General features: G+C 67.1%; 11 protein-coding genes. All 11 read left to right on the forward strand.

Features of this window, described 5'->3' with window-relative positions; all coding sequences use genetic code 11:
* Positions 1 to 366 precede the first annotated feature (366 nt).
* The 11 genes from glgA to N7422_RS04395 all read left to right on the forward strand — a co-directional run bounded on the left by glgA (position 367) and on the right by N7422_RS04395 (position 16,003).
* The gene (glgA, locus tag N7422_RS04345) at positions 367 to 1,926 is read left to right on the forward strand and encodes a glycogen synthase GlgA (RefSeq protein WP_279805429.1); all 1,560 of its coding nucleotides are present in this window, start codon (positions 367 to 369) and stop codon (positions 1,924 to 1,926) included.
* Between the two features lie 14 nt (positions 1,927 to 1,940).
* Positions 1,941 to 3,683, forward strand: coding sequence for a malto-oligosyltrehalose trehalohydrolase (gene treZ, locus N7422_RS04350; protein WP_279805430.1), 1,743 nt, complete (start codon positions 1,941 to 1,943; stop codon positions 3,681 to 3,683).
* Positions 3,680 to 5,749: a 4-alpha-glucanotransferase gene (malQ, locus tag N7422_RS04355; RefSeq protein WP_279805431.1), complete on the forward strand. Its 2,070-nt coding sequence runs from the start codon at positions 3,680 to 3,682 to the stop codon at positions 5,747 to 5,749. Before treZ ends, malQ begins: the two co-directional genes overlap by 4 nt.
* Positions 5,746 to 8,520: a malto-oligosyltrehalose synthase gene (locus tag N7422_RS04360; protein ID WP_279805432.1), complete on the forward strand. Its 2,775-nt coding sequence runs from the start codon at positions 5,746 to 5,748 to the stop codon at positions 8,518 to 8,520. The genes malQ and N7422_RS04360 overlap by 4 nt, the downstream gene beginning before the upstream one ends.
* Before the next feature lie 17 nt (positions 8,521 to 8,537).
* A complete protein-coding gene (locus tag N7422_RS04365; protein ID WP_279805433.1) occupies positions 8,538 to 8,783 on the forward strand; it encodes a DUF2934 domain-containing protein in 246 nt (81 codons plus the stop codon).
* Positions 8,784 to 8,940: 157 nt separating this feature from the next.
* A complete protein-coding gene (gene glgX, locus N7422_RS04370) occupies positions 8,941 to 11,094 on the forward strand; it encodes a glycogen debranching protein GlgX (RefSeq protein ID WP_279805434.1) in 2,154 nt (717 codons plus the stop codon).
* 134 nt (positions 11,095 to 11,228) lie between these two features.
* On the forward strand, positions 11,229 to 12,023 hold the full coding sequence (locus N7422_RS04375) for an endonuclease/exonuclease/phosphatase family protein (protein WP_279805435.1): 795 nt from the start codon (positions 11,229 to 11,231) through the stop codon (positions 12,021 to 12,023).
* Between the two features lie 318 nt (positions 12,024 to 12,341).
* A complete protein-coding gene (locus N7422_RS04380) occupies positions 12,342 to 13,418 on the forward strand; it encodes an autotransporter outer membrane beta-barrel domain-containing protein (RefSeq protein WP_279805436.1) in 1,077 nt (358 codons plus the stop codon).
* 271 nt (positions 13,419 to 13,689) lie between these two features.
* Entirely contained in the window at positions 13,690 to 14,451 is a 762-nt protein-coding gene (locus N7422_RS04385; RefSeq protein ID WP_279805437.1) for an ABC transporter permease, read from the forward strand.
* Positions 14,451 to 15,206, forward strand: coding sequence for an ABC transporter permease (locus N7422_RS04390; RefSeq protein ID WP_279805438.1), 756 nt, complete (start codon positions 14,451 to 14,453; stop codon positions 15,204 to 15,206). The genes N7422_RS04385 and N7422_RS04390 overlap by 1 nt, the downstream gene beginning before the upstream one ends.
* Positions 15,207 to 15,217: 11 nt before the next feature.
* Positions 15,218 to 16,003: an ABC transporter ATP-binding protein gene (locus N7422_RS04395; RefSeq protein ID WP_279805439.1), complete on the forward strand. Its 786-nt coding sequence runs from the start codon at positions 15,218 to 15,220 to the stop codon at positions 16,001 to 16,003.
* Positions 16,004 to 16,035 lie beyond the last annotated feature (32 nt).

Consider the following 16,035-nt stretch of genomic DNA (forward strand, 5'->3'; position numbering starts at 1 on the left):
CAACTAGCCAACGTTTGCGCGGGTAAACCGTCACGACAAAAATGACCAACGGGTCACTTTGCTGTCGTTTCGTCCCCTACACTCCAGTTCCGGCCCGCGTTTTGCTCGGAAAAAGTGACGTAAAAAAGTCGAACTTTCCAAAACACGGGCTGGTCAGGACTTAAGTAGGCCGACGCAAAGGGACTTCCTCACGCCAGGCCCACCCACCCCAACCAGTCCATACGTCTTTCGGCGGGAATGCCGAACGTGCCGTGCCTGCGCGCACGAATCTGGGGCAAGGAACGCACTACGAAGATGCAACGACGATCAGAGAGCAGACCCACGAGCCAACGTTGAGCAAACACCGAACAAGGGACGGAGAGAAGTATGATCAGTGCCGCTGTCGAACCTCACGTAGAGTCATTCAACCCGGATAACCGCGAGCCGTTGCCCCCTGCCCTCGCCCCGACAGTCAAGGCACCCGGCGCCCGGCGCCAGCACAATCCGAACAAGCGCAAGATCCTGTTCGTCACCTCGGAGATCGCCGACCTGGTCAAGACCGGCGGCCTGGGCGACGTGTCCTCGGCCCTGCCCCGGGCCCTGGCCCATCTGCACGATGTGCGGGTGCTGATCCCCGGCTACCGCCAGGTGGTCGAGAGCGACAACCCCATCCATATCGTCGGCGAGCTCGGCGGGCATGCGGCCTTGCCGCCGTGCAAGATCGGGCGCATGGACCTGGCCGACGGCCTGGTGATCTACGTGCTGATCTGCCCCGAGCTGTACCAGCGTGACGGCACGCCCTACGGCGCCAACAACGGCCGCGACTGGCCCGACAATCATATCCGTTTCGCCCGCCTGGGCCTGGCCGCCGCGGAAATCGCCGCAGGTGAAGGCATGGCCCACTGGCGCCCCGACCTGGTGCATGCCCACGACTGGCCGGCGGGCCTGGCTCCGGCCTACATGCATTGGCGTGGCCTGAGCACCCCGACCCTGTTCACTATCCACAATCTGGCTTACCAGGGTGTGTACAGCCGCGGCTGCAGCCCGGAGCTGGCGATCCCGGATCACGCCATGCAGCAGGAAGGCATGGAGTTCTACGGCAAGCTGTCGTTCCTCAAGGCCGGCCTGGCCTATTCCAGCCACATCACCACGGTCAGCGCCACCTACGCCCGGGAGATCACCACCCCCGAGTTCGGCTGCGGCCTGGATGGGTTCCTCGCCAGCAAGGCCCAGCACGGGCTGCTCGGCGGCATCCCCAACGGCATCGACGAAAGCTGGGACGCGGCCACCGACCAGCACCTGCAGCACAACTTCAGCATCAACGACTGGGCCGGCAAGGCGCGCAACACCCAGCAGGTGCGCGAGCTGTTCGAGCTGGAACCGTCCGACGGGCCGCTGTTCGCCGTGGTCTCGCGACTGGTCTACCAGAAGGGCCTGGACCTGACCCTGGGCGTGGCCGACGACATCGTCCGCCAAGGCGGCCAGATCGCCATCATCGGGCGCGGCGAACCCGAGGAAGAGCAGGCCATGCGCGAGCTGGCCCTGCGCTACCCGGGCCGGATCGGCGTGCGCATCGGTTTCAACGAGACCGACGCCCGCCGCATGTTCGCCGGCAGCGACTTCCTGCTGATGCCATCGCGCTACGAGCCCTGCGGCCTGAGCCAGATGTACGCCCAGCGCTTCGGTTCGCTGCCGGTGGCGCGCAACACTGGCGGGCTGGCCGACACCATCGAGGACGGTGTCACCGGCTTCCTGTTCGACGATTCGACCGTGGACAGCTACCGCGAAGCCCTGGCCCGCGCCTTCTACGTGTACGGCAAGAAGGACCTGCTCAACGCCATGCGCTGCCTGTCGATGACCCAGCCGTTCAACTGGTGCCAGGCGGTGGAGCCCTACGCCCGGCTGTACGAAGACCTGGTCAGGCAGGCCCACCACGCCCATTACTGAGCGGAGAGTCGACGATGCACAGGCATGGCGCACACCTGCTGGACGCCACGTCGGCGCGTTTCGCCCTCTGGGCGCCGGATGCGCGCAGCGTGAGTGTGGAAATCGAACAACAGCTACCGCTGGCGCTGTTGCCAGATGAGGATGGCTGGTACACGGGCGTCGCCCGCTGTCAGGCGGGCGACCGTTATCACTTTCTGATCGATGACCAGCTGCGGGTGGCGGACCCCGCCTCGCGCTTCCAGCCCGAAGGCGTGCAGGGCCCGAGCGAGCTGGTGGATATCGGCACCTACCCCTGGCGGCACCCGTGGCAGGGTCGGCCCTGGCACGAAGCTGTGATCCAGGAGCTGCACGTAGGCCTGCAGGGCGGTTATGACGGCGTGGCCAAGGCGTTGCCACGCTTGGCGGAACTGGGCGTCAGCGCCGTCGAGCTGATGCCGCTGGGGCAGTTTCCCGGCGAGCGCAACTGGGGCTACGACGGCGTGCTGCCATTCGCCCCACAGCACAGCTACGGCACGCCGCAGGCGCTCTGCGCACTGGTCGACCAGGCCCACGGCCAGGGCCTGATGGTGCTGGTGGACGTGGTCTACAACCACTTCGGCCCGGACGGCAACCACCTGCCCCGCTACGCCAGCCCATTCTTCCGCGAGGACCGCCAGACCCCCTGGGGCGCGGCCATCGACTTCCGCCGCCCCGAGGTGCGCGCGTTTTTCATCCAGAACGCGCTGATGTGGCTGTGCGACTACCGCTGCGACGGCCTGCGCCTGGATGCGGTACATGCCATCGACCAACCGGACTTTCTCATCGAGCTGGCGCGCGAGGTACGCGCCGCGGTCGAACCCGGGCGGCAGGTCTGGCTGGTGCTGGAAAACGAGCACAACCAGGCCACGCTGCTTGAGCACGGCTTCGACGCGCAGTGGAACGACGACGGCCACAACGCCCTGCACGTGCTGCTGACCGGCGAGACCGAAGGCTACTACGAAGATTACAAGGACCGGCCCATCGACCAGCTGGCGCGCTGCCTGGCGGAAGGTTTCGTGTTCCAGGGCCAGCCCGACCGCCATGGCACGCCGCGCGGCGAACCCAGCGACCATCTGGCGCCCAGCGCATTCGTGCTGTTTCTGCAGAACCACGACCAGATCGGCAACCGCGCCCTCGGCGAACGCCTCACCCGCCTCTGCCCGCCCCAGGCATTGAAAGCCGCCACCGGCCTGTTGCTGCTGGCGCCGATGATCCCGCTGCTGTTCATGGGCGACGACGACGGCAGCCGCAAGCCGTTCCTGTTCTTCACCGACTTCCACGACGCGCTGGCCGATGCCGTGCGCGAAGGTCGGCGCGGCGAATTCGCCCACTTCGATGCCTTCGCCGACCCCGATAGACGCGCACAGATCCCCGACCCCAATGCCGAGGCCACCTTCGAAGACTCCAAGCCTCAGCGCCAGGAGGTGCTGGCCGGCTGGCACGGTCTTTACCAGCAGTTGCTGACGCTGCGCCGACTCCACGTCATCCCGCACCTGCCTGGCGCCCGCGCCCTGGGCGCGCAGGTGCTGGGCGAGAAAGCCCTGACCGCGCGCTGGCGCCTGGGCAACGGCCAGGAGCTGCGCATCGACCTCAACCTCGACGTGCAGCCCCAGCCCGTGGCCCTGCCCGCCCTGGCGCGGCGCCTGTACGACAGCAGCGACAACGCCCACCCCGACTCGACGCTCGCCGCGCACAGCTGCGTGGTCAGCCTGCTGCCCCCCGATCAGGAGACGCCATGAGCGAACAGCCCCTCCATCGCCTGGCCGCCCGGGTCGGCCTGGCCCGAGACTGGATCGACGCCAACAACCGTGCGCAGCAGGTCAGCGACGAGGTGTTGCGCCAGGTACTCCAGGGCCTGGGTCATCCGGCCGACAGCGACACCGCCATCACGGCCAGCCTGTCGGCCGTCGAGCAGGCCGAGGACAGCGAGCACCTGCCGCCGCTGCTGACCGTCGACCAGGGCCAGCCCCTCGCCCTGCAACGCTATTTCAGCGCCGGCCGCCAGGCACGCTGCAACCTGGAGGACGGCAGCCTGCGCAGCCTCAGCCTCGATGCCCAGGCGCGTCTGCCGGGTGAGCTGCCGCTGGGGTATCACCAACTGGACATCGACGGCCGCACCTTCACCGTGGCCGTGGCGCCGCCGCGCTGCCATGCCCTGGAGGACCGTGTCGAACAACCGCCCCCGCGCTGCTGGGGCCTGTCGGTCCAGCTGTACAGCCTGCGCCGCCCTGGCGATGGCGGCTATGGTGACTGCCTGGCCCTGGCGCAGCTGGCCCGCAGCGCTGCCGAGCGCGGCGCCGATGCCCTGGCGATCAGTCCGATCCATGCCCTGTCGACGTTGGAGCAGCGCCACTACAGCCCGTATTCGCCTTCCAGTCGCGTGCTGCTCAATGTGCTCTACGCCAGCCCCACCGTGGTGTTCGGCGACCGCGAAGTGCGCATGGCCATCGAAGCCTGCGGCCTGCAGCAGGCCCTCGAGGCATTGGAGCAGCAACCGCTGGTGGACTGGCCACGGGCCGCCGAAGCCCGCCTGCGTCTGCTCAAGGCGCTCTATCAGCACTTCAGCCAGGGCGAGCATCCGCTGCGCAAGGACTTCGACAGTTTCCGCGTCAACGCCGGGGAACAGCTCGAGCACCACTGCCGCTTCGAAATGCTGCAGGCCGAGGCGGTGAACCATGGCCTGGGCGCCGACTGGCGCAACTGGCCCGAGGCCTGGCACGACCCCTACCACCCTGAAGTGGAAGCCTTCGCCAGCGCCTACCCGGCGCGGGTCGAATTCCATGCGTTCTGCCAGTGGCTGACCGAGCGCAGCCTGCAACGCGCCCAGGACGCGGCGCGCAGCAATGGCATGGCGGTCGGCCTGATCGCCGACCTGGCGGTGGGTGCCGACGGCGCCGGCAGCCAGGCCTGGAGCCGTCAGGACGAGCTGCTGGCCGACCTGAACGTCGGCGCCCCGCCGGACATCCTCAACCGCGCCGGGCAGGACTGGGGCATCTGCGCCTTTTCCCCCGAAGGCCTCAGGCGTAACGGCTACCGCGCCTTCATCGAGATGCTGCGGGCCAACCTGGCCCATGCCGGCGGCCTGCGCATCGACCACGTGATGGGCCTGCGTCGCCTGTGGCTGATCCCCCGTGGCGCCGAGCCGAGCGAGGGGGCCTACCTGGACTATCCGCTCGACGACCTGCTGCGCCTGCTGGCCCTGGAGTCGGTTCGCCACCAGGCGATCATCCTCGGCGAAGACCTCGGCACCGTGCCCGAAGGCCTGCGCGAGCGCCTCGCCGACAAGGCCGTGCTGGGCATGCGCGTGCTGCCGTTCGAACAGGCCGCGCCGGGGCAGTTCAGGCCGATCCTCGACTGGCCCGACAACGCCCTCGCCACCACCGGCACCCATGACCTCGCACCCCTGGCCGGCTGGCTGGTGAGCCGCGACATCGACTGGAGCCACCGCCTGCGGTTGATCGACGCCGCCAGCGAACTGCACTGGCGCCATACCCGGGCGTTGGAACGCGATGGCCTGCGTCGCACCCTGGAACACAACTACGGGCCGCTGCAGGGTGATACCGCGCTGATCGACGCGGCGATCCGCTATGTCGGCCATACCCGCGCGCCGCTGGTGCTGGTGCCGCTGGAGGACCTGCTGGGCAACGACGAGCAACCCAACCTGCCCGGCACCACCGCGGGCCACCCCAATTGGCGCCGCCGCTTCAAGGCCCAGGTGCGCGACCTGCTCGACGACGAAGATGCCGCCCGGCGCCTGGAGTTGCTGGCCCAGGCTCGCGAACAGGCATGGGAGCGTGACCGATGAAAGCCTTGACCGCCACCGTGCGCCTGCAGCTGCACAGCGACTTCACCCTGGATGACGCCGTGCCGCTGGTACCCTATTTCGCCCGGCTGGGCATCAGCCACCTGTATGCTTCGCCGATCCTCACCGCCCGAGCCGGTTCCCGCCACGGCTACGACGTGGTCGACCCGACCCGGGTCAACCCGGAGCTTGGCGGCGAAGCGGCGCTGGAGCGCCTGGTGGCCGCCCTGCGCCAGCACGGCATGGGGCTGATCCTCGACACCGTGTCCAACCACATGGCCGTGGGCGGCGCCGACAACCCCTGGTGGCAGAGCCTGCTGGCCTGGGGCCGGCGCAGCCCGTACGCGGAATTCTTCGATATCCAATGGCATTCCAGCGACCCGTTGCTGGCCGGGCAACTGCTGCTGCCATTTCTCGCCAGCGACTATGGCCTGGCCCTGCAGAACGGCGATATCCCACTGACGTTCGAGGCGGAGCACGGGCGCTTCGAGGTCGCCCATCATGATCACCGCTTCCCGATCTGTCCGCTGGACTACGGGCGCATCCTCGGCCAGTCCGAAGACCCACGCCTGCAAGCGCTATCCGCGCGCTTCAATACCCTCGGCGAAGCGGCCGAACCGCTGACCGAGGCCCTGCCGCTGCACCAGGAACTGGCCCGCCTGGCCGCCGGCGGCGCGGACCTGCAGGGCGCCCTCGCCGCCTTCGACGGCCGCCTGGACAGCGGCTTCAAACGCCTGCATCTGTTACTGGAACGCCAGGCCTATCGCCTGGCCAGCTGGCGCACCGCCGCCGACGACATCAACTGGCGGCGCTTCTTCGACATCAACGAACTGGGTGGCCTGCGCGTGGAGCGCGCGGTGGTCTTCGAAGCCACCCATGCCAAGCTGTTCGAGCTGATCGAGCGTGGCCTGGTCGATGGCCTGCGCATCGACCACATCGATGGCCTGGCCGATCCACGCCGCTACTGCCGCAACCTGCGCCGGCGGGTGACCAGCCTGCTGGCGGGGCGGCCCCTGGATGCGGCCGTGGAGCACTTTCCCCTCTATGTGGAAAAGATCCTCGGCACAGGCGAGCATCTGCACCGCGACTGGCTGACCGACGGCACCACCGGCTACGAATTCATGAACCAGGTGTCGCTGGTGCAGCACGACCCCGACGGCGAAGCGCCCCTGGGCGAACTCTGGAACAGCGTCAGCGAGCGCCCGGACTTCCCGGAGGAAGTGCGCATCGCCCGCCACCAGGTGCTCAACGCCGGCCTGGCCGGCGACTGTGAATCGGTGGCCCAGGCCCTCCTGCAGGTAGCCCGCGACGACCTGATGACCCGCGACCTCACCCTCGGCGCGATTCGCCGGGCGCTGCAGGCGCTGGTCGAGCACTACCCGGTGTATCGCACCTACATCAATGCCTGTGGCCGCCCGGCCGACGACGAGGGGTTCTTCCAGCAGGCACTGGCAGGCGCGCGCCTGTCACTGGGCGAGGCCGACTGGCCGCTGCTCGACCAGCTCGAACGCTGGCTGGGCGGCCAGCCCTGGCGACAGCTGCCACCGGGGCGACCCCGCAAGCACCTGCGCCATGCCTGCGTGCGCTTCCAGCAACTGACCGCCCCCAGCGCCGCCAAGGCCGTGGAGGACACCGCCTTCTATCGCTGCGCGCGGTTGCTGTCGCGCAACGACGTGGGCTTCGATGCCGAGCGTTTCAGCGCCGATCTGGCCTGGTTCCACAACGAAGCCCAGCGTCGCCTGCGCGACTTCCCGGACAATCTGCTGACCACCGCCACCCACGACCACAAGCGCGGCGAGGACTGCCGAGCGCGCCTTGCGGTGCTCAGCGAGCGTGGCCCCTGGCTGGCCAGCCGCGTCGAGCACTGGCGCGAGCTGGCCACGCCGATGCGCGAGGCGCTGGACGATGGCGATGCCCCCAGCCCGGCTGACGAGCTGCTACTGTTCCAGACCTTGCTCGGCAGTTGGCCACTGAACCTGGACCTGCATGACCCGGCAGCCCTGCGCGCCTACGCGCAGCGCATCCGCCAGTGGCAATGCAAGGCCCTGCGCGAAGCCAAGCTGCGCAGCAGCTGGGCGGCGCCCAACGAACGCTATGAACAGGTGTGCGCGAAGCATGTCGAGGGCCTATTGCTCGATGACGAGAATCAGCAACTGCGCCAGTCACTGCACGATGCCGCGCAGCGGCTGGCCTGTCCTGGTGCCCTCAATGGCCTGGCGCAGTGCCTGCTGCGCATGACCACCCCCGGCGTGCCGGACCTGTACCAGGGCAATGAATACTGGGACTTCTCGCTGGTCGATCCGGACAATCGCCGCCCGGTGGACTACCCCGCGAGGCGGGCCAGCCTGGCGGACGACATGCCCCTGGCCGACCTGCTCGGCCACTGGCGCGACGGCCGTATCAAGCAGGTGCTGATCGCCCGGATGCTCGATTGCCGCCAGACCCATCCGGAGCTGTTCAGGCGCGGCGCGTACCTGCCGCTCGGCGTCCAGGGCCGCCACGCCGACAGGGTGCTGGCCTTTGCCCGCCTGGGTGATGGCGAGCGCGCGATCATCGTCGTCCCGCGGCTGGCCAGCCAGCTGCTGGGGCCGGCCACCACGCCACTGATCCCAGCACAGAACTGGGACGATACTCGGCTCGTTCTGCCGTTTGCCTTGTCGCCTGCCAAGTGTTCGGGACTTTTCGGCGGCGGTGCTGTCCCCCCTTCAAGGGAGCTGATGTTGAGCACCGTGCTGATGGAGTTTCCGGTCAATGTGTTGATTGAACATGCCTAACTGCATCCAGGAGCGTCGTGATGAGTGTCGATGAAAAACGTATTCGCGAATTTGCCTACCAGATCTGGGAGTCGGAGGGTAAGCCGGCCGGCCAGGAGGAGCGGCACTGGGAAATGGCCCGCAAGCTGGCCGAGGCCGAGGCGCTAGCGCCCAAGGCCGCGCCGCGCAAGAAGGCGACGGCCAAGCCGAAGGAGGCCAACCCCGTCGAAAAACCGGCTCCGGTGAAAAAGCCCAGAGCAGTGAAGAAGCCGGCCGCGGGCTGATTTCGTCGTAGTGCCTGTACCGGCCTCATCGCTGGCAAGCCAGCTCCCACAGGGTCCGTGCAGGCTTCTGGAGTAACGCTGTACCTGTGGGAGCTGGCTTGCCAGCGATGGGCCGCACAGCGGCCCCGCTTCCGCCCCCCGGACCACGAGGACCGCCATGAGCCCCCGCACCCCGAAGAAGACCCGCTCCGTCGCCCCATCGCGCATCCGCGAAGGCCTGCCCTTTCCGCTCGGCGCCACCTGGGATGGCCTGGGGGTCAACTTCGCCCTGTTCTCGGCCAATGCCACCAAGGTCGAGCTGTGCCTGTTCGACCCCAGCGGCGAGCAGGAAATCGAGCGCATCGAACTGCCCGAGTACACCGACGAGATCTACCACGGCTACCTGCCCGACGCCCATCCGGGCCTGGTCTACGGCTACCGTGTACACGGCCCGTACGAACCCGGGAACGGCCACCGCTTCAACCCCAACAAGCTGCTGATCGACCCCTATGCCAAGCAGTTGGTGGGCACCTTGAAATGGTCCGAGGCGCTGTTCGGCTACACCATCGGCCACCCCGACGGCGACCTGTCGTTCGACGAGCGCGACAGCGCGCCCTTCGTGCCCAAGTGCAAGGTCATCGACCCGGCGTTCACCTGGGGCCGTGACCAGCGCGTGCTGATTCCGTGGGAACGCACGATCATCTACGAGGCTCACACCCGGGGCATCAGCATGCGCCACCCGGCCGTGCCCGAGCACCTGCGCGGCACCTTCGCCGGGCTGGCCAATGACGAGCTGCTGGCGCATATCAAGGATCTGGGCGTGTCGAGCATCGAGCTGCTGCCGATCCATGCCTTCGTCAACGACCAGCACCTGCTGGACAAGGGCCTGAACAACTACTGGGGCTACAACAGCATCGCCTTCTTCGCCCCGCACCCGCGCTACCTGGCCAGCGGCAAGATCGCCGAGTTCAAGGAGATGGTCGCGCACCTGCACGACGCCGGACTCGAGGTGATCCTCGACGTGGTCTACAACCACACCGCCGAGGGCAACGAGCGCGGCCCGACGCTGTCGATGCGCGGTATCGACAACGCCTCGTACTACCGCCTGATGCCTGACGACAAACGCTTCTACATCAACGATTCCGGCACCGGCAACACCCTCGACCTCAGCCACCCACGGGTACTGCAGCTGGTCACCGACTCGCTGCGCTACTGGGCCGGCGAGATGCGCGTGGATGGTTTCCGCTTCGACCTGGCGACCATCCTCGGTCGCTATCACGACGGCTACAGCGAGCGCCACGGCTTCCTCGTCGCCTGCCGCCAGGACCCGATGCTCAGCCAGGTCAAGCTGATCGCCGAACCTTGGGACTGTGGCCCCGGCGGTTACCAGGTGGGCAACTTCGCCCCCGGCTGGGCGGAGTGGAACGACCGTTTCCGCGACACCGTGCGCAGCTTCTGGAAAGGCGACGAAGGCATCCTGGCCGATTTCGCCTCGCGCATCACCGCCTCGGGCGACCTGTTCAACAACCGGGGACGGCGGCCCTACGCCTCGGTCAACTTCGTCACGGCCCATGACGGCTTCACGTTGCGCGACCTGGTGTCCTACAACGACAAGCACAACGAAGACAACGACGAGGACAACCAGGACGGCACCAACAACAACCTGTCGTGGAACTGCGGTGTCGAAGGCCCCACCAACGACCCCGAGATCAACGCCCTGCGCATGCGCCAGATGCGCAACTACTTCGCCACTCTCCTGCTGGCCCAGGGCACGCCGATGATCGTCGCTGGCGACGAGTTCAGTCGCACCCAGCACGGCAACAACAACGCCTACTGCCAGGACAGCGAGATCGGCTGGGTGAACTGGGACCTGGACGAGGATGGCAAGGCGCTGATGGCTTTCGTCAAGCGTCTGACACGTTTGCGCCTGGCCTACCCGATCCTGCGCCGCTCGCGCTTCCTGGTCGGCGACTACAACGAGGCGATCGGGGTGAAGGACGTGACCTGGCTGGCGCCGGACGGCAGCGAGATGACCGTCGAGCAGTGGGAAGACCCCCACGGGCGCTGCCTGGGCATGCTGATGGATGGCCGCGCCCAGGTCAGCGGGATTGCCCGGCCCGGCGCCGAAGCGACCATGTTGCTGATCGTCAACGCCTACCATGACGTGGTGCCGTTCAAGCTGCCGACGGTGCCGGAGGGGGACTACTGGAGCTGCCTGGTGGACACCGACCGCCCGGAGATGCGCAAGCCACAGCACCTGGCGTTCGAGACGCTGTTCGAGGTCAAGGGACGGTCGTTGCTGTTGATGGTGTTGCAGCGCGAGGACGAGTGAACCTGACAGGGGCGGCCCGGTCCTAAGCTGTACGTGGAAGCGGGCTTGCCCCGCGCTTGCAGGAACAGGTCTTGTGACCCATCGCGAGGCAAGCCCGCTCCCACGAGGATATCCAAGCCGATACAGGAGCCACCGTGAACCTCGAAGCCGGCAGTGCAGGTTTCGCCAGCGTCAGCCAGGCCCCGGCCGTGCACCGGATCAAGGTGCTGACGGTCAATACCCACAAGGGTTTCACCGCCTTCAACCGGCGCTTCATCCTGCCGGAACTGCGCGAAGCGGTACGCAGTACCCAGGCCGACATCGTCTTCCTCCAGGAAGTGCTCGGCAGCCACGACCGCCACGCCGCCCGCTACCCCGGCTGGCCGCGAACCTCGCAATACGAGTTCCTCGCCGACAGCATGTGGAGCGATTTCGCCTACGGGCGCAACGCGGTCTACCCCGACGGCCACCACGGCAACGCCTTGCTGTCCAAGTACCCCATCATCGAACACCGCAACCTCGACGTCTCGATCACCGGCCCCGAACGTCGTGGCCTGCTGCATTGCGTGCTCGACGTGCCCGGCCAGCGCCAGGTGCATGCCATCTGCGTGCACCTGTCGTTGCTCGAACGCCACCGACAGCAGCAACTGCACCTGCTGCGTCGCTTGCTCGACGCCCTGCCCGTCGACGCCCCGGTAATCATCGCCGGGGATTTCAACGACTGGCAGTTGCGCGGCAATCGCACGCTGCGGCTGCACCGTGACCTGCACGAGGCGTTCGAGCGCCACCATGGGCTACTCGCCCGCACCTACCCTGCGCGCCTGCCACTGCTGCGCCTGGACCGCGTCTACCTGCGCAATGCCGATAGCCATGCGCCGAAAATCCTTGGCCACCGGCCCTGGACGCACCTTTCCGACCACCTGCCACTGGCGGTCGAGGTGCGCCTCTAGCAACGATTCGGCATAGCCGGCGACCGGCAAAGCACCGTTCTCGATATGCGCAGACAAAACTTCAACATTTTCAATATGTTGAACTTACAAACAGGCATTCTTAGACAACCTCACGCTTTCTTGACGCAAGCGCCGTCGTCTCCTTAGCTGAACAGAACCAACACAGTAAAAATTCGTGCCGGGCCCTCTAGCTCGCGCCTTCGTGCGCGCCCCAAGAGGCTGGCGCGCTGGTTTGGGTCGCCCCCTGTTTGAGTCGTACAGCTCGTGACATCAGGCCAGGTCCTCGGCTGTTCAACTCACAACAACAGGAGATCCGCCATGAAAAGCACCTCGAATCCCTTGCGCTTCGACGCTTTTTTTTGCGCGGTTTCCACGTCGCTGCTCCTGGCAACCCCGGTGGAAACCTTCGCGCTCGAACTGCAGGAGGGCGAGCCCTTCGCCCGCTTCCTGGAACAGCCCGAGGTACCGCGACTATCGCTCGAGCCGCTGAGCGCCAGCGGCTTGAACCAGGGCATGCTCAATGCCTTTTCCGAACGCATGGGCGAGCGCCATGGCCAGCTCTCCCCGGACCTGATCGCCAGCCAGTGGTCACAGTTCTTCCCCGGCGCCCCGCGCCCGGGCGCCCAGCCACCCGCCCAGCTCGAAGCCCCCAGCCAGCAGTTGATGATCGGCCCGGACCTGTTCGTGCGGGAAACCGTCGCCGGCAACGTGCACCGTGCCGGGATCTTCGTCGGGCACAACAACCTGCAGAGCAGCTTCAACGGCATGCGCCCCCTGCTCGGTGACAAGCAGCGCAACGCGGTCAACCTCAGCGGCGAGAGCCTGGGCGTGTACTGGAGCATGACCCATGAACAGGGCTGGCACGTGGATGCCGTGGCCATGGGCACGCGCATCGATGTCAACGGCCGCTCCCAGGCTGGACAGCGGGTGGACGACAGCGGCCATGCGATGACCTTCTCGGTGGAGGGTGGCTACCCCATCGGCCTGGGCGGTGGCTGGGTCATCGAGCCCCAGGCGCAGTTGATCAACCAGCAGTTCTTCCCCGGCAGCCAGGTGCAGGAAGAGACCTTGCAGGCGTTCGACAGCCAGCCCAGCTGGAGCGGCCGGGTCGGCGCGAAACTGTCGGCGAGCTATGAAGTGAAAGGCATGCCCATCGAACCCTATGTGCGTACCAACGTGTGGTACGACTTCAGCGATGGCGATGTCGTCAAGCTCGACCAGGTGGACAAGATCTCCAGCTCGCGCAGTTCGACCTCGGTGGACCTGGGGTTGGGGCTGGTGGCGCGGGTCACGCCGAACGTCGCGCTGTTCGTCAGTGCCGACTACAGCACGGACGTGGATGACAATGACCTGAACGGGTTGATCGGCAGCCTTGGGGTCAGGATGCGCTGGTAGGCGGCTGGAACGGCACGAACCGCTTCGCGGGCAAACCCGCTGCCACAGGCTCACCTCTGGCTTGCAGCCCCGTGGTGTACCTGTGGCAGCGGGTTGTACCGCTCCTGCAGGCATCATCACGGCGCCAGGTGCTGGTGGGCTGCTGCCCTGGCAACACCCCATTGCTGCTCCACCAGCAAGCACACACGAGCTTCGCGGTGAATCAGGGCCTGCGGTCATGGCACAGCTCTTGCGACACCCCCTCCATCACCCACCGCCCGCAAGGCCCGCCATGCCCGCACTGCAAGCCCTCACCTGGCTGATCTCTCCCCTGGCCCTGCTCGCCCTGTGGGCAGCTGTCGCCGCCGCCGGTTTGTTCCCGGCCAACCTGCTGGTTCCACCCATGGAGGTGTGGCACAGCTTCGCGCAGCTGCTCGACAGCGGCGAACTGCAGGAGCACCTGACCGGCAGCCTGTCACGCCTGGGGCTGGGCTTTGCCGCCGGCGCGCTGGCCGGCCTTGGGTTCGGGACCGCCATGGCCCTGTCACGCACGGTCGAAGCCTACTGCTCGCCGCTGTTCCATACCCTGCGCCAGGTCCCCAGCATCGCCCTGATTCCGATGCTGGTCCTGCTGCTGGGCATCGATGAGGCATTCAAGGTGGTGATCGTCGCCAAGACCGTGTTCTTCCCCGTGGCGCTGGCCACGCTCGAAGGCATCCGCGCCATCCCGCGCAGCCACTTCGAGGTGGCCGCGGTGTACCGCCTGCGCTGGCCAACCCTGGTCGGGCGCATCGCCCTGCCCGCCGCGATCCCGGCCATCGTCACCGGCGTGCGCGTCGCCCTGACCCGCGCCTGGGTGGTGCTGGTGGCATGCGAACTGCTGGCGGCCGACAGCGGCCTGGGGCAGATGATCGAGATGGGCCGGCAGATGCTGCGAATCGATGTGGTCATGGTGGGTGTGGTGCTCACCGGGTTGATCGGTTTCGTCCTGGACTGCTCGCTGCGCCGTATCGAACGGCGCCTGTCCAACTGGCAAGCTGCCGGGAGGTCGTGATGAAACGGCAAGGATTGCGTGGCCTGCTGCTGCCGCTGCTGCTGATCGCGGCCTGGGAATATGCCTCGCGCCAGGACGCGGCGGGGGCCTATGCCTTCGTGCCGCTGGCGGTGATTGGCGGCGCCTTCATCGAACTGCTGGGCAATGGCGAGCTGTGGGTGAACCTGCTGGCAAGCCTGACTCGCACCAGCACGGGCCTGCTGCTGGGGATCACCGGGGGCGTGAGCCTGGGCGCGCTGATGGCCTTGTCGCCAGTGGCCAACCGTCTGATCGCACCGCTGTTCCACGCTTTGCGCCAAGTACCGATGCTCGGCTGGATCCCGCTGATCGCCCTGTGGCTGGGCAATGGCGAGGCCTCCAAGCTGCTGATCGTCAGCCTGGCGGCGTTCTATCCGATGGTGCTCAACACCTTCGAGGGCCTGCGTCAGGTCGATACGCGCCACCGCGAGGTCGGCCAGGTGCTGGTGCTCGGGCGCAAGCAGCAGTTGCGGCTGATCCTGTTGCCCGCCGCCCTGCCGAGCATCGTCACCGGGGTGCTGCAGGCCCTGGCCTTCGCCTGGGTCACGGCGGTGGGCAGCGAACTGTTCCTCGCCTCCGGCGCCGGCCTTGGCAACCTGATGATGAACGCCGAGGCCGGCGCGCGCATGGAGATCATCGTGATCTGCGTGCTGTGCATCGGCCTGTGCGGCTACCTGATGACCTGGCTGTCCACCCTGCTCGCCCGCCGCCTGTTGCGCTGGCGCCCTACCCGTTGAAAGGCCCGACCATGAACGCCATCGCCCATACCTTGCCCACCCGCGCGCAGACCGGCGCACTGAGCATCCGCAACCTGAGCAAGGCCTACCCGCTCAACGGTCGCCCCGTGCCCGTGCTGCAAGGCATCGACCTGGACATTCGCCCGGGCGAGTTCGTCAGCATCCTTGGCGCCAGCGGCTGCGGCAAATCCACCCTGTTGCGCCTGATCGTCGGGCTCGACCAGGACTATCAAGGCCAGATCCTGCTCGATGGCCAGCCCGTGCATGGCCCTGGCCTTGAACGGGGCATCGTGTTCCAGGATCACCGCCTGTTCCCATGGATGACCTTGCGACAGAACATCGCCCTGGCCTTGAAGAACCACGATCTGGCGCCCGCGGAAAAGGCGCGGCTGGTGGACACGCACATCGACCTGGTGGGCCTGCAAGGCTACGAGCAGGCCTACCCGCACCAGCTCTCCGGCGGCATGGCCCAACGCGCGGCGATTGCCCGAGCGCTGGTGAACAAGCCCCGCGTGCTGCTGCTCGACGAGCCGTTCGGCGCCCTCGATGCCCTGACCCGAGTGCGCTTGCAACAAGAGTTGCAGCGCATCTGGGTGCAGGAACGCTGCACGGTGGTGATGGTCACCCATGACATCGAGGAAGCCCTGTACCTGGGCGACCGGGTGATCGTGATGGAGGCGAACCCAGGACGGGTCGGCGAACAGCTGCGGCTGGACCTGGCGCACCCGCGCGAACGCAACGATGGCGCATTGCACAACTACAAGCAGCGCCTGCTGACGCAACTGGTCGGCCATTGAGCGGCACGGCAGGACAGATCGCGCAGCCTCAG

The organism is Pseudomonas sp. GD04091, assembly GCF_029836165.1.
Lineage (GTDB): Bacteria > Pseudomonadota > Gammaproteobacteria > Pseudomonadales > Pseudomonadaceae > Aquipseudomonas.